Source organism: Mesorhizobium sp. M1163 (genome assembly GCF_040318415.1).
GTDB lineage: Bacteria > Pseudomonadota > Alphaproteobacteria > Rhizobiales > Rhizobiaceae > Mesorhizobium.
Window position 1 is genome coordinate 95,446 of sequence record NZ_JAMYMF010000007.1, and the last position, 17,168, is coordinate 112,613.

General features: G+C 60.2%; 19 protein-coding genes and 1 pseudogene. 10 read left to right on the forward strand and 10 right to left on the reverse strand.

Annotation, left to right across the window (positions count from 1 at the left end; all coding sequences use genetic code 11):
* Positions 1-41: 41 nt before the first annotated feature.
* From NKH43_RS09140 to NKH43_RS09155, 4 genes are all read right to left on the reverse strand, one after another.
* Positions 42-974: a sugar ABC transporter substrate-binding protein gene (locus tag NKH43_RS09140; protein WP_023722433.1), complete on the reverse strand. Its 933-nt coding sequence runs from the start codon at positions 972-974 to the stop codon at positions 42-44.
* A gap of 215 nt (positions 975-1,189) precedes the next feature.
* Positions 1,190-1,372 carry a hypothetical protein gene (locus tag NKH43_RS09145; protein ID WP_023722434.1) on the reverse strand — a complete coding sequence of 61 codons (183 nt, stop codon included), beginning with the start codon at positions 1,370-1,372 and terminating at the stop codon, positions 1,190-1,192.
* 2,080 nt (positions 1,373-3,452) lie between these two features.
* The gene (locus NKH43_RS09150) at positions 3,453-3,728 is read right to left on the reverse strand and encodes a hypothetical protein (protein ID WP_352857648.1); all 276 of its coding nucleotides are present in this window, start codon (positions 3,726-3,728) and stop codon (positions 3,453-3,455) included.
* A gap of 97 nt (positions 3,729-3,825) precedes the next feature.
* Complete coding sequence (locus tag NKH43_RS09155) at positions 3,826-4,002, reverse strand: hypothetical protein (RefSeq protein WP_352684617.1); 177 nt, start codon at positions 4,000-4,002, stop codon at positions 3,826-3,828.
* Positions 4,003-4,177: 175 nt separating this feature from the next.
* Between NKH43_RS09155 and NKH43_RS09160 the strand changes: the two genes are divergently transcribed.
* The 4 genes from NKH43_RS09160 to NKH43_RS09175 all read left to right on the forward strand — a co-directional run bounded on the left by NKH43_RS09160 (position 4,178) and on the right by NKH43_RS09175 (position 10,218).
* Positions 4,178-4,528 (forward strand): hypothetical protein, encoded by a 351-nt coding sequence (locus NKH43_RS09160; protein ID WP_352857650.1) that lies wholly within the window; start codon positions 4,178-4,180, stop codon positions 4,526-4,528.
* 824 nt (positions 4,529-5,352) lie between these two features.
* Positions 5,353-8,778, forward strand: a complete 3,426-nt coding sequence (locus tag NKH43_RS09165; protein ID WP_352857652.1) for an acyl-[ACP]--phospholipid O-acyltransferase — start codon at positions 5,353-5,355, stop codon at positions 8,776-8,778.
* A gap of 260 nt (positions 8,779-9,038) precedes the next feature.
* On the forward strand, positions 9,039-9,251 hold the full coding sequence (locus NKH43_RS09170) for a KTSC domain-containing protein (protein ID WP_352857654.1): 213 nt from the start codon (positions 9,039-9,041) through the stop codon (positions 9,249-9,251).
* 130 nt (positions 9,252-9,381) lie between these two features.
* Positions 9,382-10,218: an ATP-dependent DNA ligase gene (locus NKH43_RS09175; protein WP_352857656.1), complete on the forward strand. Its 837-nt coding sequence runs from the start codon at positions 9,382-9,384 to the stop codon at positions 10,216-10,218.
* Positions 10,219-10,414: 196 nt separating this feature from the next.
* On the opposite strand, the gene NKH43_RS09180 is transcribed toward NKH43_RS09175, so the two are convergent.
* Both NKH43_RS09180 and NKH43_RS09185 read right to left on the reverse strand, forming a co-directional pair.
* Positions 10,415-10,618 (reverse strand): hypothetical protein, encoded by a 204-nt coding sequence (locus NKH43_RS09180; protein WP_352857658.1) that lies wholly within the window; start codon positions 10,616-10,618, stop codon positions 10,415-10,417.
* 345 nt (positions 10,619-10,963) lie between these two features.
* Positions 10,964-11,107 carry a hypothetical protein gene (locus NKH43_RS09185; protein ID WP_352643794.1) on the reverse strand — a complete coding sequence of 48 codons (144 nt, stop codon included), beginning with the start codon at positions 11,105-11,107 and terminating at the stop codon, positions 10,964-10,966.
* A 456-nt stretch (positions 11,108-11,563) separates the two neighbouring features.
* On the opposite strand from NKH43_RS09185, the gene NKH43_RS09190 reads away from it, so the two are divergent.
* From NKH43_RS09190 to NKH43_RS09210, 5 genes and pseudogenes are all read left to right on the forward strand, one after another.
* Positions 11,564-12,025: a hypothetical protein gene (locus NKH43_RS09190; protein ID WP_352857660.1), complete on the forward strand. Its 462-nt coding sequence runs from the start codon at positions 11,564-11,566 to the stop codon at positions 12,023-12,025.
* 200 nt (positions 12,026-12,225) lie between these two features.
* Positions 12,226-12,367: pseudogene (locus NKH43_RS09195) on the forward strand (nucleotidyltransferase); the annotation flags it as partial.
* Positions 12,368-12,687: 320 nt separating this feature from the next.
* The gene (locus NKH43_RS09200) at positions 12,688-13,785 is read left to right on the forward strand and encodes an RHE_PE00001 family protein (RefSeq protein WP_352857662.1); all 1,098 of its coding nucleotides are present in this window, start codon (positions 12,688-12,690) and stop codon (positions 13,783-13,785) included.
* Between the two features lie 101 nt (positions 13,786-13,886).
* On the forward strand, positions 13,887-14,573 hold the full coding sequence (locus tag NKH43_RS09205; RefSeq protein WP_352857664.1) for an XRE family transcriptional regulator: 687 nt from the start codon (positions 13,887-13,889) through the stop codon (positions 14,571-14,573).
* Positions 14,574-15,182, forward strand: coding sequence for an RES family NAD+ phosphorylase (locus NKH43_RS09210; protein WP_352857666.1), 609 nt, complete (start codon positions 14,574-14,576; stop codon positions 15,180-15,182). It abuts the gene before it with no gap.
* A gap of 175 nt (positions 15,183-15,357) precedes the next feature.
* Here the strand turns inward: NKH43_RS09210 and NKH43_RS09215 are convergent, their stop codons facing one another.
* Genes NKH43_RS09215 through NKH43_RS09225 form a run of 3 tightly spaced genes read right to left on the reverse strand, consistent with a single transcriptional unit; the run spans position 15,358 to position 16,351 of the window.
* Entirely contained in the window at positions 15,358-16,065 is a 708-nt protein-coding gene (locus tag NKH43_RS09215) for a nucleotidyltransferase domain-containing protein (protein ID WP_352857668.1), read from the reverse strand.
* Positions 16,062-16,208, reverse strand: a complete 147-nt coding sequence (locus NKH43_RS09220) for a hypothetical protein (protein ID WP_352857670.1) — start codon at positions 16,206-16,208, stop codon at positions 16,062-16,064. The genes NKH43_RS09215 and NKH43_RS09220 overlap by 4 nt, the downstream gene beginning before the upstream one ends.
* The gene (locus tag NKH43_RS09225; protein WP_352857672.1) at positions 16,205-16,351 is read right to left on the reverse strand and encodes an E2 domain-containing protein; all 147 of its coding nucleotides are present in this window, start codon (positions 16,349-16,351) and stop codon (positions 16,205-16,207) included. The genes NKH43_RS09220 and NKH43_RS09225 overlap by 4 nt, the downstream gene beginning before the upstream one ends.
* Here NKH43_RS09225 and NKH43_RS09230 point away from each other — a divergent pair.
* A complete protein-coding gene (locus NKH43_RS09230) occupies positions 16,308-16,751 on the forward strand; it encodes a TIR domain-containing protein (protein ID WP_352857674.1) in 444 nt (147 codons plus the stop codon). The two genes, NKH43_RS09225 and NKH43_RS09230, sit on opposite strands and share 44 nt — an antisense overlap.
* Before the next feature lie 76 nt (positions 16,752-16,827).
* On the opposite strand, the gene NKH43_RS09235 is transcribed toward NKH43_RS09230, so the two are convergent.
* Positions 16,828-17,094, reverse strand: a complete 267-nt coding sequence (locus tag NKH43_RS09235) for a hypothetical protein (protein ID WP_352857676.1) — start codon at positions 17,092-17,094, stop codon at positions 16,828-16,830.
* Positions 17,095-17,168: the final 74 nt, after the last annotated feature.

Consider the following 17,168-nt stretch of genomic DNA (forward strand, 5'->3'; position numbering starts at 1 on the left):
CCGGCCAGGCAAGTCCGGCCCAGACCCACAATCAGGAGAGCTTACTGCGGATTGTCCTTGATGAACTTGTCGACGTTCTCTTTGGTGACGAGCGTATAGCCTGGCACAAAGGATTTGGGCTTCCACTGGTCGCCGGCTGCCAGGATATCGGGAATCTGATCGACTAGCATTTTGCCTGCCGAAGTCAGATCGACACCGAGCGTGGCGGTCATCGTCCCGTCTTTGACAGCCTGGACAGCAGGTGCCGTGGCGTTGAACGAATAGACCTTCACGTCGCTGCGGCCGTTCTGCTTCAGCGCCGCGATCGCGCCCATGGCGTTGTCGTCATAGCAGTTGAAGATGGCGAACGGCCCCTTGGCGTTGGCATTGGCTGCAAGCCAGGCGCTGGTCGCGGCCTGCGAGGATTCGGCAGCACCCGGGATACTGATCTCGTGCGAGGTCGCCTTGAGCCCCGGATTTGCCTTGACCGCCGCATCGAAGGCGTCGGCTCGTTCGCGGCACGGAATGCCGGGATGATAGGTGAGGTCGAGTACAGTTCCGGACTTGCCGATGTCCTTCAGCATCAAGTCGATCAGCGGTTGCGCAGCACCGGTACTTGCAGATAGCGCGATCCCGTCTGTCATGCCGCCGCCGGCCGAAAGCACGGGGATCTTTGCGTCCGCCGCCGCCTGGAGCCCGGCCGCCAGGCCCGTCGAATCGAAGACCGTGACGATGATGGCGTCCACCTTCTTGGTTGCCAGCTGCTTTATGCTGGTGATCGCTTGCGAAGGATCGCCATTGGCATTGAGCGTTTCCACCGACCAGCCCTTGGACTTGGCTTCCTGGCTCATCGTGTCGACCATCTGGTTTGTGTCGACGTCGGATGTCGAGAAGGTGACGATGCCGATCGTCAGCTTGTCATTCGCGGCGAGGGCGGCCGACGTGAAGGATGCTGCGACGAGCGCTGCGGTCGAGAGCTTCTGAAAGCGGTTCACTGTGCGTATCCCCTGTTGAGTGTTCCGGCTCACCTCCAGACCGCGCAGCAGCCCAGCTTGGACGCCATCTACAGGTCGTCACAGTCAGTTTGTTTGTTCGTGCGAGCCACGTACTAACTATAGGCACAAGCTCTTATGCCGCGCAACGGCTAATTTCAACCGGCTTTGGTGACTCGAGGTTCAATCGCTGTGGGGCTCTTGGGGCAAGCGCGCAGCTAGGCCGCCTTCTTGGTCTCCGCGACCTGAACGCCCAGTCGGAACGCCTGACCGTCTGCAAACGAACGCGCGTAGCTCTCAGATGTAAAAGGGACCGCGGTGGTGGTGCCGTTGACCGTCACGCGAACCGACCACTCTTTGTCCCTAATAATTTCAACGGCATGTTGCTCATGCGCAGCCATGCATTCCTCCCAGAATCTTCCGTTGAGAGGATAGCGTCGTAAAACTGGTTTGCATGCAAATAATCCGACACCGCGACGTCGAAATGTCGAAACACGCGCAGCTAGGCTTAAGTCGATGGCCTCACCTTGAGCTGTTCGAGATGTTCCTTGGCGAGGTTGAAAAGTGCGGTGGCAGTCTCTTCAGCCGTCCAGCCTTGCTCGATGCAAGAGGACACCAGAGCGGCGTACGCGCCTTCGAGGGCGACTGCGCAGTTCACGCTCCTGTCCGGGCTGTCCTGGGAGAGAAGGGGCGGTTCGACGTGTGCTGTTTGGACATGCAGAATAATTGGCGGAGTGCCAGAAAGTTCCTCCGCACTCGCGCTTCGCACCGCGGTGCCGCCCACAGCGTCTTGCTAAGTGACTTTGCGCCGTAATTCGCTCGCGTTCGAATTGAGAGCGATCTCGGATTGAACACGCGGATTGCCAGGCGGACAAAAAAGCCCCGGCGCTGGGTCGTTGCGCCGGGGCTTTGGGCACGTACAAGCTACACCAACATGTCCGTTTATGAACGTGCGCTAATAAAGTGAAAAAACGGTGAACCACGCATAGGCCGAAGGGCGCACGCTCAAAGCTAGGGTGAAGCGGCAATATCAGTGATGACAAGTTGCGCACCCTGATTGTTCCACCTAGCTTTCGACCGAACGAGGGGACGAGGGTGCCGACTGTGTTGATTTGTCAAGATGATGTACTCCGTCACCGGCCGATGAAGCGAGCCGGCTCGAACCGCAAATCTCGAAATGTCTAGTGATGGCCACTGGGACCCCGCACATTCGGAGATTCGAAGCTGATTTTCAGGTGGTGCTAAGCAAGGCCGGCAAGGTGGAGACGATCACTTATGCTAGTATGCTCATACATCGCTTTGCTCTGAGTGGCGGCCCAGCAGCTTGGGTTAGGGGGGGCGGCCGCTGGGCCTGACCAGCGAGCCTTAGGGAATGCTCGACTGGCTGGTTAATATATTAGATAAATCTAATGTAATTGAACCATGCGAACGAAGTACGCGGCGGTAAGAAAGTGGCTGGCACGATTCACTTACCGCGCGCTTTTGCCTTGGGTTCTGGCGAGCTTTCGGACGGGTTTGCGGCCAATTTTGCAGATCGCCGATCTGTTACCCACAGGGACTTTTTCCTCGCCACCAAATCGTCACGATCGCCCTCAACGGTCGCTCGGCTATGCATCGCAGCTGTGGCGTAGTCGGCTCTGTTGGTTCGATAGTCTTCTTTTTGGACAGTCATCGTTTGCTCCCAGTTTCATAGCCCCTCTTTTTGCCCTGGCGGGGAGATTAACTGCCGGTGCATTACGCGAGTCAATCGAATTAAACGACCACTCCGCAGTCGCGAGGGGAGGGAAGCAAGCCGACAATTTTAACGTTGGAACGGCTTACAAAGTGCCGGCAACACAGCCGCCCTTTCGTCGGTGTGCGTTGATCGCGTCCATGTTGCCCTTCAGCTCGCTGATCGTGGCTTAACGTGCCTTGATGTCTGTGTTGTCCATCATGCTGCCAACCGGCAAGCCAAGCCAAAACACGCCGTCCACGTCATGGCGGGCGGTTCTGTCTTGTACGGCCATTATCGGCACCAGGTCGGAACTCGTTCGGTAAAGTTCGGCTTCCAACTGGCTGCAGGACTTGCCCGCATACGCTGGACGAAACCAGCATGGGCTTGATGTCGGCTGGGCGAGTAGCGCAGCCCGACAAAACGTCGATGGCTACAAACGCACATAACTTTTCATGCTTCCCCCAAAATGCCCGCGGCGGGACGAAGTCTATGTGCCCTGAGGGCGGGAATCTATTCCTATTTTGCGGGATGCCGCACCGTCGCCGCCATGATCAGATTTCCGAGTACATGTTGCCAAGATGGAGCGGCAGGCATGCCTACTGACGAAGGAACTGCGGGTCGCGCAGTTGTCCCTAAGGCCGTTCTGTCCGCACTACGACGCCATCGACAATTTGCACGGGACCTAAAGCGGGCGCTCAACTTGCTGCATGACCGCCCGGCGGATTACGAAGAACCGCATTTCGCCCCCATGTCGCGAGGCTGAAGAACTAGTCTGTCAGTTTAGTGAAGTCGTGGCGCCGCGCGCGAACATGTGCCAGCAAATTCGTTTCGTTTACGACCCCTGATTGAAAGAGATTCAGCGTCGTCGAGGCCAGAATCTGACCATCTATCGAGGTGCTGTACCATTTGGCGTCGGCGGTTACCTGGTCGACAACCCGCTGGCAGATCGCCCGATCTTTAGGTCTAAGGAACTGACTTTTCAGTGCTCGTAGCATCTCGACGCCTTGAAACGGGGAGTCACCTGTCTCCCGCGCGATACCCACGCGTGGTCTCCGAGCATGGACCCTAAACGCATTCAGACAGAAAATTGCCATTCGTTTGAGTGGTACCGATGTCGCGTGATAAGCGGCGGTCCGCGAGCTAATCCACCATGTCGCGCAGCGGCTTCTTGCGCTTTGGCGTCCTGTACTTCTCGACCAGCCTGACCTTGTCGATGTCGATCGTCACCAGCGGTCCCAGATCGACGGTCACCCTGCCGCCTTCCTCGTCTATGAGCGTGATCTCTCCGGCGAGCTCGATCTGCTGCCCCTTCTTCACCTAGGTATGATCGATGATCGAATGCGGAAAGCTATAGCTCGGGATGGAAACGCTGACGTGGTCCTCAGTGACCCGTCTGCGAAGGTGGCCGTGATCGCCACCTCGTCACGAATGGAAATTCCGCGCGCCGTTCCATGAGTCAGGTGCGCTCGGCGCCTTACTCAAGATATTGCTAATGGATGAGCCCGCTTCCTCCGATCGATGGATGGAGCCGATCGTGGGCCAGTGCTACTTTGATGCATCGCGCGACTTACCCGACAAGAGCTGGCTCCAGGGGCCAAATATGAGCAAGACGACTCTCATTGCTATCGCAATCCTCGCGATCAGTGTCGGCTGTGCCGAATCCAAGGACCGTAAGGTCGAAACCGCGACCCTCGGCACGCACGCCAATTCGAAGAACCTGCCGGTTTGTGCCGCGTCAAGCTCACTCTTCGAAGTCCTCGGTGATAAATGTTTTCTCGTCACTGGTTCGATGATCTATGGCGACATCGCCGAACTCTCCCGGACAATCACTTTGAGTTGTTAGCCCGAAGCAACAACCTCCCAGCGCGGCCTCCATTCTCCGGTATGAAGTTGCGTCGCAGCGGCTGCCTTCGCCCAGATATCGACCCAGTCTTCGCGCGTCGCCAATACCGGCGCAATCCCCAGTCATCACGGGCCTCTCCAAAATTCTTATGCCGTCCGCACTTGCGGTCGAGCGTGTCGCGCAACACAGCAGCGCCTCTGCATCGTTTAGGCAACCCAACGCATACCTTCCGGTCCGGAAACTCGCTTACGCGTTTCATCGTCCATTCGGCAGTGGAAAATTAGGCCGATTTGGCAGTGCTCAGATTCGCGTAGCCGTCCTGCGATCCGATCGGAGACGATGGCGAGTGGTTGCGGCAACTGCGCCTCAAGCTGGCGACCGCCGTCTGCAGCGTGCTGCTGCGGAGCAACGCTGACGCTGCGCTCCTCCGGACCGTCGCAAGACCCTTGATTATCCGGCCTAGAGACAGACCAACGCCGGCGCAACCTCACCCTGAAACCAAAAGACATATCGGTGACGTCCAACAGCTATGCTCCCAAGGGTTCAAGCGCCTGCAAACATTTCACCATGCCAATTTCGCCATCGCCGCTTGCGACCAGGCTCGTGCATACCTCGATCACCATCACCAAGACCCTGCGAGACGCGGAAGAGGCAAGCCGCTTCATGAAGAGGCTAGAAGTCCCCAAACCCAAAAGCCGCCGATCGATTTGAGCCGCAGTAACGAAGTGTAACCGGGTTCGCACTACAAGAAGCTCAAACCGCGCAAGACCGCTGATCGATACGACCGCGATGTTCAACGGTCTTGCCCAATGGAAGCCGCCCCAATGGAAATCGTCACGAACAACCCTACGAACAGGCATCTGATGACTTCACGGCGTTTTGCGCCTCTCTTCTGGACGCAGTTCCTGTCCGCCTTCAACGACAATTTCCTCAAGAACACGCTGGTTTTCCTTATTCTGTTCACCCTGGCGGCGGACAAGGCGGCATCACTGGTCACCCTGGCGGGTGCCGTCTTCATGGCTCCTTTCCTGCTCCTGTCTGCCCTTGGTGGCGAGATCGCCGACCGGTTCGACAAGGCGCTCATCGCCCGTCGGCTGAAATTCACCGAAATCGCGGCAGCCGCTGTCGCAGTCGTTGGGATCGCGCTGTCGTCGATCCCGGTGCTGATGATGGCGTTGCTCATGTTCGGCATCATCTCGGCACTGTTCGGACCGATCAAGTACGGCATCCTGCCGGATCATCTCGAGCGCAAGGAATTGCCCGGCGCCAATGCCTGGATCGAATCGGCAACCTTCGCCGCCATCCTCGGCGGCACTATCGCCGGAGGCGTCGTCTCGGCCGATGGCATAGGCGTCTCGGTCTTCGGGCCGATGATGATGATCCTCGCCATCGGTTGCTGGTTTGTCAGCCGCTACATCCCGTCCACCGGTTCTGCGGCCCCCGACCTAGTCATCGACAAAAACATCTTTCGCTCAACGTGGCGACAGGTCAACGGCTTGCGTACCGACAAGCGGATCTGGCGCGCCGGACTGATGACCTCGTGGTTCTGGCTGATCGGGGCCATTGTCCTTTCGATCCTGCCTACGTTGGTCAAGGATTCGCTCGGTGGCGGAGAAATCGCTGTCACCGCCTATCTCGCGGTGTTCGCCGTCTCGATCGCCATAGGCTCTGCCATAGCCGCATGGATGTCGCAGGGCCGCATCGTGCTCTTACCAGCCCCGGTTGGCACGGCGTTGATGGCACTATTCGGCTTGGACCTGGCCTGGACCATCTGGAGTATGCAGCCTTCGGTCAGGGCCGAAACGCTCGCAATATTCTTCGCCGGGCCAAACACGGTCCATGTTGCGATCGACCTTGCCGGCATGGCTATTGCCAGCGCCTTTCTTGTCGTGCCGACCTTCGCCGCCGTACAAGCCTGGGCGCCCGAAGCCAGCCGCGCTCGCGTCGTCGCCGCCGTGAGCATCGTCAATGCAGGCTTCATGACGGTGGGCGGCATACTCGTCGCCGCGATTCAAGCAGCGGGCGTCTCCACTGGAGGTATCCTGTTCGGCCTCGCCGCACTCAACGTGGTCGCCGCCTGGCTGATGCTGAGATATCTGCCAACCAACGCCTTCCGCGACTTCGTTTCCATTCTGTTCCGAGCCTTCCATCGTCTGGAGGTGGAGGGGCTGGAAAACCTCAAGGCGGCCGGCCCGGCACCCATCCTGGCGCTCAACCATGTCAGTTTCCTCGACGGCCCGCTGGCTTTGACTCTGACCGATGAGGAGCCGGTGTTTGCCATCGACTACACCATCGCCCAGGCCTGGTGGATGAAGCCGTTTATGAACCTCGCCCGCGCCCTGCCGCTCAATCCGGCCAAGCCGATGTCGACCCGCACGCTTATCAAGGTCGTGCAAGGCGGCGATCCGCTGGTCATCTTCCCCGAAGGCCGGATCACCGTGACCGGCGGCCTGATGAAGGTCTATGACGGTGCCGCCATGGTGGCCGACAAGACCGGCTCGATGGTCGTGCCCGTGCGCATCGACGGCCTGGAGAAGAGCTATTTTTCGCGGCTGACCTCGCAGCATGTTCGTCGCCGGCTGTTCCCGAAGGTCAAGGTGACCATTCTGGAGCCCGTCAAACTTCAAGTAGCGCCGGATCTGAAGGGCCGGAAGCGCCGCGCAGCGGCGGGCGCTGCCCTCTACCAGGTCATGTCCGACCTCCTCTTCCGCACCCAGGACATCGAGAAGACCGTGCTGGAGAAGATCGTCCAGACGGCGAACGAACGCGGCATGAAGCAGCTGGCCGTGCAGGACCCCGTTAGCGGGTCGCTGAGTTACGGCAAGCTGCTGACGGCGGCTGCGGTGCTTGGCGAGAAATTCGAACACCTCTATGCCGGCCAGCAGACGCTCGGTATCATGCTGCCCAACGCTAACGGCGCCTGTGCGACACTGCTCGGCGTCATGTCGGCCGGCAAGGTTCCGGCGATGATGAACTTCACCGCCGGTGCGGCCAACATCCTCTCCGCTTGCAAAGCCGCCGAGGTGCGCACCGTGCTGACCTCGCGCGCCTTTGTCGAACAAGCGAAACTCGGCGCCGTGATCGAGGAACTCGGCCGATCGGTCGACATCGTCTGGCTCGATGATCTGCGGGCCACCATTGGCCTCAAGGACAAGCTGCTCGGCCTTTTGCGCAAGAGCGCACCCCGGGTCGCCCGCAAGCCCGGCCAACCGGCGGTGATCCTGTTCACCTCAGGTTCCGAAGGCACGCCCAAGGGCGTGGTGCTAACCCACCGCAACATCCTGGCCAATGCCGCGCAGGCCGCTTCGCGGATCGACTTCCATTCGGGCGACAAAGTCTTCAATGTGCTGCCGATCTTCCATTCCTTCGGCGTGACAGCGGGCACGGTGCTGCCGCTCATCTCGGGCGTGCCGGTCTATTTTTATCCCTCGCCGTTGCACTACCGGATCGTGCCGGAGTTGGTTTACGCCTCAAACGCAACGATCATCTTCGGCACCGATACGTTTCTTGCCGGCTATGCCCGCACCGCACACCCTTACGACTTCCGCTCAGTGCGCTATTGCTTTGCCGGCGCGGAACCGGTCAAGCCTTCGACGCGCGCGACCTATATGGAAAAGTTCGGCCTGCGCATCCTCGAAGGCTATGGCGTGACCGAAACCGCGCCCGTGATCTCCATCAACACGCCGATGTACAACCGCTCGGGCAGTGTCGGCAAAATCATGCCGGGTATGGAGTACCGCCTGGACCCGGTGCCTGGCGTCGAGGGTGGCGGACGGCTGTTCGTGCGCGGGCCCAATGTCATGGCAGGCTATCTGCGCACCGAGAAGCCGGGCGTGCTCGAGCCGCTCGAAGACGGCTGGCATGACACCGGTGACGTCGTCGCCGTCGACGATGTCGGCTTCATCACCATTCGAGGCCGCGCGAAGCGCTTTGCCAAGATCGGTGGCGAGATGGTTTCGCTGGCCGCCGTCGAGGCGCTGGCGGGCGAATTGTGGAAAGGCTCTCTCTCGGCGGTCGCCGCCGTGCCAGATGCGCGCAAGGGCGAAAAGCTGATCCTCATTACCGAGGCCGTCAACGCCACGCGTGCCGAATTCCTGGCCTTCGCCAAGGCCAACGGCGCCATGGACCTGATGGTGCCGGCCGAAGTGCGCGTCGTTGCGAAAGTGCCTGTCCTCGGTTCAGGCAAGCTCGATTTCTCCGCTGTGACCAAAATGGTGAGCGGCTATGACATGAAAACCCAAGCGGCTTGACAATAGCCGACTGAGGAAGTCGGCCTGTTTGCTCAATCAGGTGAAACTGGGCTAGACGCGGATGCATGCAGTTTCGAACGAGGCTTCGACTCGTTTTTGCGGCTAACTTTCTTGTGTATCTCGGTTGGGAACACGGGACCGCCGCGAAAGTTCGGTGCACGCAGCGAATCCTCCCCCTCCAGGTATTGCTGCAGATCGGTATCCCGATCGGCCCGCGCTCCCCGCAAGGGCGCGGGCCTCGGGGCGTTGCTGTGGTGCTGATGCCATCTACTTCGATCCGCAAAACGGAATATGATCCCGACAGCAAAACCCTCTCGGTGTGGTTTGTCGCCAGCGGCAAACGGTACGAATTCGAGGACGTGCCGCCGGACATTTACGCCGAATTCCGAGCCGCCTTCGCCAAGGGTCGCTACTTCAACGACCACATCCGCAATCACTTCCGTTACCGGCTTGTTGCTACCGACGACCGGTGAGGACCCTTGGAGGAGGGATCGCGCATCCCCCGTTTGAGGGATGCGTTCTGGCGTACCAAGACCTAGACCCGTGTCGTGAGTAACGGGTCGACTGCCGGCGCCGGAGGTCTAGAGTTCATACCTCCCATGATTGCCTACTCTGGTAGCCAAGCCGCCGCAGGGCGACGGGTGGACTCACGAGGTCAAGTTCGACGGCTACCGCTCCCAGATCATCATCGACGCCGGCCGGGTGCGCGTCTTCACCCGTCGCGGGCTCGACTGGACGTCGAAATACCGCGACCTCGCCGCAACAGCTAAAACGCTGGACGTTGAGAACGCCATCATCGACGGCGAAATCATCGTTCTCAACGACAAGGGCCTGTCCGACTTTGCCGAGCTGCGAAAAGCGATCACGCGACGCCAGCACGATCTCTATTTCGTCGCCTTCGATCTGCTGCACCTCAACGGTCACGATCTGCGCGAGATGGCGATGGAGCAGCGCCGCGAGATCCTGGAGGGCATCATCCCGCTAGACATCCGCATCCAGTTTAGCCAGGCGCTGCCGGGCGAGGCGAACGCCATCTATCACCTCGTCGATCAGGCCGGCCTGGAAGGCATGGTATCGAAGCGCCTCGGCAGCAGATATGTCAGCGGCCCGACCACAAACTGGCTGAAAACCAAATGCTACACGGTGGGCGAATTCGAATTGCTCGGTGTCGAGTGGGAGCAAGGCAAGCCCGCCTTCGCCCTGATGGCGGAGCCCGGCACGCGCAAATATGTCGGCAGCGCTTTCGTCAGCATCAACCGCGAAATGCGCGAGCGGCTATGGAAGCGGGCGCAGGAGCATGTCGGCTCGCCGCCGAAGGACATGCCCAAACGGCCGGCGACGCAATGGGTCAAGCCAGGGATTAAGGCGCGCATCAAGTACCTGAGAGGTGAGGAAGACCTGCGGCATGCCTCGCTGCAGGATTTCTGGGACGAGGGTTAGTGCGGGTCTCGGAACCAATGCCTTTTGCGCATCGCCAACGCTTCTTTGAACGCGCGCGCCGCTCCGTCGCATGCCGCCTTCGAAGGACCATTGCACTTGAGAATGATCTCAGCCGTCCTGACAGTTAAGCCGTGCCTTTCGGCGAACTCTGCGGCGCTATAAGGATCGTCTTCAAGCGCGGATCTCGCTTTCGCCATTATGTGGCTTTCCTGAACAACTCAAGAAGTATCGCCTCGTCGGTGCAGCCGTTGCCGAAGAGCGAAATGAGCGTCGCTGCCAGCCCATCTACTTCCGGGGATGATGGATCGAGCTTTCGCTCGCTGCAAAACTGATCGAAGACCCGCTGACAAATTGCGAGATCGTTGGGATAGAAACCATGGCCCGAAGGGCGCCCCAGCATCTGACTCACTCCCTCCCAAAGGAGCCGCGAGTTAGAAACAAATTCAACTACCGCTCGTAAGGGGAGTCAATGACACCGGAAGGAGTGTTAAAAACATACAATCTGAGCATCTCGTCAGTTGTCTTTTCGGGAAGCTTAGTATACCAGTAGTTACCGTCACCAAAGGGGCGGTGTCCCTATGGTTGACGAAAATGAGCATGATAAGGCTACGGCGGTCGGTGCGGTCGTGAAGCACCTAATGCAACAAACCGGCATTTCCGAACCACAAGCCAAAGACCTTGTAAACCTGATAGGAAACAATTGGTCATCGCTTCTACGTGAAGCCCGCTTTCTGCGTGGAACCCGCTAATCGCGCGTAAGCCGTTCGACTGTCTCGATGATCGCCTTTGCAAGTGCCTCGCCCTCATGCACCGGCAACGGGCCATAGAGCAGGTTGACCGCCTCCTCGCTAGGCAGAACGCCGGCGGGGCAGGTCAGCTCAATCGCCATGCGAACGAGCTGCAGGCCAGTTCTTTCCCCATATTTGTAGTTCTCATCCATCGCCAGGATACTGGCGCTGGGCTGGCGATCGTCAAGACGGCGCCATTTCGACTGGATGTTCGAGCTGCCCGAAACCCCAGGACCTAAGTCTGACCGCGTTGGGCTATGGTCCTGCGCACAATAGCGCCTGGAACTTGCACGGCGGGTTGAAGTTGATAACGTTGTCATGCGTATCCTAGTCCCTTCATGCGCTGATAGGTACCCTCCCACTGCTCGCACAGTGGCGAGCGGACCCTCGATCGCGCCCGCCTCCAGGAAGCCGCCAAGACCCTGCGACTCCGAACGAAATAAGAACAACAATGTCAAGAGCGCCTTGACCGGAGAGGAATTTGTTCCTTATTTCTGTTTCAATCTGAGGCGGGAAGGAATGGTCGCGAAGTGCCAAAAGCGCTGGTCGGCGAAGCTATGGCAAAAACAGCGGAGGACAATTTCCGGATCGAGGTTTGGGACCGCGAGGAGAAGGCGCTCGTTGAGACGATAAGTCGATCGCCGGATTCGAGCGTCAGCCAGGCCGCCTGGCAGGCAGCTATCAGGCGCCGGCCGGGGATGCTGCTGATCCACTACAACAGCCGGCATGTGATGGAGAAGATCGTTACACCGGGCGAGCCCACGGTACCGCCGCATACCATCGTTGCGGGTAGCGTGCACGCCGGCCTCGACGTATCGCTTGGCGATCTGCGCGAATGGCACACGCTGCGCGCCTGGTGCAAAAACTGCTCACATCATGCCGAGGTGAAGGCCGCTGGCCTGGTCCGGCGCTATGGCAAAGATGCGCTTTTCAGCACGGTCGAAAGGGCCCTGTTCTGTACGAGCTGTGACAGAGGCGGCCCGGTCAGGTTGGAGATCCACAAGCTGCCGAGGAACTGAAGCGCTCGCCTAGCGGGGAAGGTGGCCGGCGCCGCTTGGGGGGCGTTGGGGTAGTTTGCCTGAATAGGCGCCGGCCGGGCGGGTTGGGGTCCGCCGCGGTGGATAGTACCGAACTTGGTGATTCAGGTAATTCCGCGATCACGGAAGACGGCCTACGCGCACCCGTCGGTTTCGCTTTCCTCGTCAACCGTCTTCACTGTGTTAAGGCCCGCTATTCCAAACATTACTTGATCAGTGAGGAAGCGCTCGTCTGGCTGGGAGAACGGACGGCACTGCACAAGTGCGCTGAACAGATCTGCCGTGGAGCATCTGGCGCGCATGAAGGAAGCCGCAGGTGCCTAGCACGCGAGGGGGAAGTCGCGCGGTCGTCTATGATCTTAACTGCGCAACGACCACGCCGCGGGGCGCCCGGGTTGCGAGTTTGCCGGAGCTTGCGCAACGAGCAGTATACCAGTTGCTGCTTCTGACCTGCGAAGGGATCGCCGCATCGTTGGCTCGGAGGGAGAAAGCAAACGAACTTGGAACTGGGCTTCCTGAGTGTAACGATTAAGTATCGATAAGAGGTCATTATCGATAGTGAGAAGGTCGCCAGAGAAAATCCCCTGCAAGTCAACCTAACAGCGAGATAGCTTGACTATGGCGAATCAGTCATCATGAAACCAATGGCTTACGACATCAGCTATTTGTCCCTGAAAACCCTCATAGGGCCGGTTTCCCGCGCAACCGAGGTTTCGGCGCGCCTTGACGAGCGGCTGGCCCGCTCACCGGTCCGCGACGGTTTTGTCGAGCGCCAGCACTTCGCCGACGCGGCTGCCGCGCTCTGGCTCGCGGGCGAACTCGTCCACGTCGAAGACCTCGTCCTGCACGACGCCCATATGGACATTCGGACGCCGACCCACGAGCTCACCCGCGCGCATGCGGTGCTGCGAACCCGACGGCGAATTTTTGCGCAGAAGCCGGACTGGGCGCTCAGCCGCGACGGTTTATTGGCCCTGACCGGCCGCGGCGGCGCGATGTCGCCATCGGCACAAAAAAGCCGGGAAGGGCAGGGGGTTCCTGCCGCCAGCGCCACTGAAGCCGATGGTCGCGATGACGCTGAGGACGACCTGCTGGCCGAAGAATTTGCCGAGATCGATGCCGTCCTGGCACGCTCATCAAAAATCCTGAGCGGCGCCGACGTGCCGGCTCGAAAAGAGGAAACGTCTCGACGCTGGAATGAAGAAGTACGCCTGGCCGAATGGCAGGCCGTCATCGCGGAAACGCGAGACCTGCCGGTCGTCCTGCGCGGCGCGATCCTGCTCGAGGCCTGGTCCGACATCGAGGTGCTGCAGCACGGTGCTTGGCTCGGGCCGCTGCTCGTGGCCGCGCTGCTGCGGCAGGAAGGAATTGGCGCCAACCATCTCGCCAGCCTGCATCTCGGCGCCAAGAACATACCACGAGAGCGGCGGCGGGCGCGCAATCGCTCCGATCGGTTGCTGGCCTGCCTCGATGGAATCCACGACGCAGCACTGGCCGGCTTGAAGGAGCACGATCGGCTGACGATGGCGAAAGGCCAGATAGAGCGGCGACTGCGTGAACGACGCGCGAGCTCAAAATTGCCCGACCTGGTCGAGCTCGCGATGTCGCGGCCACTCGTCTCGGCTGCCATGATCCAGGATAGGCTAAAAGTGACAAAACAGGGAGCGCTCAACCTGGTCGGCGAGCTCGGGCTGCGCGAGATGACGGGGAGGGGAAGGTTTCGGGCATGGGGAATTGTTTAGTCCGCAGCCGTTCGCCGTAAGGTTCTTCTACCTTACGAAGTTATCGAACTTGACGAACTTGCGCTCTGTAACCATATTGGTGACAGCAGGAGGTTCTCATCATGGCCGCTCCAAAACGCAGCAATCATAGCGGGACCGCATCGCATGCGGGAGTCGCCGCCCTGAGTTTCACGACAAAGCTGCCGGCACAGGCAGACTTCAAGAGGGTATTGCTGGAACGCTATCAGGAAGCGATCGCACGCAGCCGCAAGATCGGCCACCGCGTATCGTTCCGGGTAGAGGTCGATCCGGCCGCCGGCGCCCAGACGATCACGCCGGTTGAAGAGCAACCGATCGCCTCAGACGATACCTTTCCCGTCGAGGACTCGGGCATGCCCGATGCCGAACTCGAGGCGGCGCTTGCCGGAGCGCGCGCGCGTGGCCGCAAGCGTGTCGCCGAGATTGTAGCCGGCGAGGACATGCTGAGCGCGGATGCCTTTGCCAAGCTGCTCGGCACGTCGCGGGTGACCGTCAACGCCAGGCGGCAAAATGGGCAAGTGCTCGGGATCGATGGCGCGAAGCGCGGCTTCCGCTTTCCTGTGTGGCAACTCGACAAAGACGGCCGGCCGTTCGGGGCATTGCCGACGCTCCATGCGACGTTTGGCAATAGCGCCTGGGCGGTGTACCGGTTTTTGGTGTCGCGCCATGGCGCCCTCGATGGGCGGACCGGCCTTCGGGCCCTTCAGCAAGGCGATGACGCTTCGGTGTTGGCAGTGGCGGAAGGCATGGCCAGGGGCGATTTCGACTGAATGCCCGGCGTTCCACCTCCACCCGATTTCGCGCGCGCAAAGCTCGAAATCGAGACCATACCGCGGGGTCGGACGTTCGGTCGGATCTACTGGAGCACCTATCCTGATCCATTGGGGTACGGGAAGTCGCCGAGCCGGTTCAGCGATCCTCGACGCCGTCTTGACGCCAACCGGTTTGGCGTTCTTTACCTCGGTGACTCCCTGAAGGTGTGCTTCCTCGAGACCGTACTCCGCGACCGCCGCGAAGGAATCCTTGACGATCTTCCAATAGAGGAGGTGGAGCTGACCCGACGGCACTATGCGGAGATCGCGACCACGACAAACCTACGCCTGGTCGATCTCAGAGGCGACAATGCCGTTCGGATGGGTGTGCCGACCGATGTCGTTCGGGCACAGCGGCAGAACCTGGCACGCCGGTGGTCACTGGCGTTTCACGAGCACCCATCTGAGCCCGACGGGATCATTTATCCCTCGCGCCTCAATGAGGCGACCAATCTTGCCATTTACGATCGCGCGGTACCGAAGCTTCAGGCGAAGCGTGTTATGACCCTTCTCGGTGCGCGAGGGCTGGCTCAGGTTCTGGAGGATTTCAGGGTGGGGTTGGTGTGAAGATGCAGCACGTATCCGTATCGCTTGGAGAAGATGGCCGTATCGCCAGACGCGTCCACTAAACCGGACCAACGGAACGACCGGTGTGGGGCCGAATGCCGAACGTCAGCATTCGGCACATGACTGAGCGAAGCTGACATAAGCTTCAACAATGATGATGGCAGCGGCGGTAGGATTAACCGTAGTGCTGTTCCGCCACGTGGCTCCCCTGGAGCACTTTTTGGAGGGCAACGCTATTCTTGGTGCGCTTGAAATGCTCGTTGTAGTCTCTTGGGGCAGCCTCACTCGGGAGTGGCGGCCCATAACCCTCATCTACAAGAAATTGACGAAAGCGGCGGCGCATCAGCACGTCTGCCCTGCGTTGATGACTTGTGAAAAGCAGTTCCGCGCCCGCGCTGGATGACGTCGTTGCGGCGAGCGCGGCCGGCGCAAACGCGGGTGCGCCGCGCTCGGCCGTCCGGGCGATTAGGATCGTCCTAACGCACCACACGATCCGCTTAGCAATAATAGCGGTTGTCAATTCGTCCGCGTGTCGCTCAATAAACCATCCAAGATCGGAAGCGAGGCTGATTTCGCGGCCGTAGCTCTCTCGGACCTTGAACGAGGCGCGCAGCTGTTCGAGGTGGTTGGCCGGGTCGAAAATTGGCTTGGCCTCCCGCGCGATGTGGCAGACAAACAGATCGCCATCGCCGGCGTCGGCCAGCAGCTTGAGCAAGGGATAGAAGAACATTGACAGGTGGCCGATCGAGCGATGCCGGGGCTCGCCCGGCGGAGAGACTAGAAGAAGGTCGGTGTCGGAGCCCCTCTCATTGTCACCGCGCGCGCGACTGCCAAACAGCAGGATCGCGCTGATCCCGGCGAGGTGTGGATCCCGTTCGCTCACGCGGATGCCCGCGCGACCGCAGCCGTGGAGAGCTTTCGGGCAGTCTCCCTCGCCGCCACAACCTCGGCGCGGTTGAGGAGGACCAGCGGCTGCTTGCCCGGAACGAGCACGTTCGGCTCGACGTCCAAGTTGTTTTCCGTCATGAGTAAGCCGACGCGCCAATCGCTGTCTCGTCGCCTCCGCAACGCGACTGAATGTCATCGACGGCACGCCAATATAGGCAGAAGCTGCCATCGGCGTTGATGTGGCGCTCCGGACAGAAGGCCGGCAGCAGCGTCGGCGTCACCTCCTTGGCCGAAGCTTATCTCTGGGATCACGGGACGTTCGCCGTGTCGGAATATCCCATCAGCTCGCTCGAGGATGCGATCGAACGCGCCGACTTCACCATCGCCGTGGCCAAGGCTGACGACATCCTCGTTCTGCGGGGCGAGAGCAGTAAGGTCGCCCGCGACAACGTGCACTTCGAATACGGCATCTCGGTCGGCCGCTTGGGTCGCGAGCGTTCATTTCTGTTGGTCGAGGCGGACGCCAATATACGTTTGCCCTCCGACCTCGCCGGGCTGACCACGCTGAGATACCAGGGGGGCGATCAGGACAAGATGGAAAGGTCCGTCGCGAAGGCGTGCGATCAGGCGCGGCAGCGGATCGAGTTCATCGGCGTGCGCCGCGACAGAAGGGCCGGGTAAGTCCCTACCACATGCGCGGGCTGTTAGGGCCCGGCGGCCCTAACCAGCACCCCTTTCCAGCCTTGCTGCCAACGCGCTATTCCCGCAAGCCCACCAGACGCCAGCCATCAACTAACGGCTGCGCATCACTCGGGCTCTTGAAGGGTGAGTTCGCCACCAAATCACCGACCTTCCAATTTGGATTGCCCGCAAGAAATAGGCGGGCTTCCTCCTGTGCCTCAGGAACGCGACCGGCAAGCGCAAGCGCGGGAACCAGGTGCTCCCTCGAACCCGTCCCGTACGTTTCCTCCCGGCTCAATGACGCAACGGCTTCTTCGTAGTGACCGGCGGAAATCTGCGCCATGCCCATGATCCAGAAATACCAACCGGGTGGACGAGGATTTATACGGAGCGCAGCGCCACAAGCTATCAGCGCCG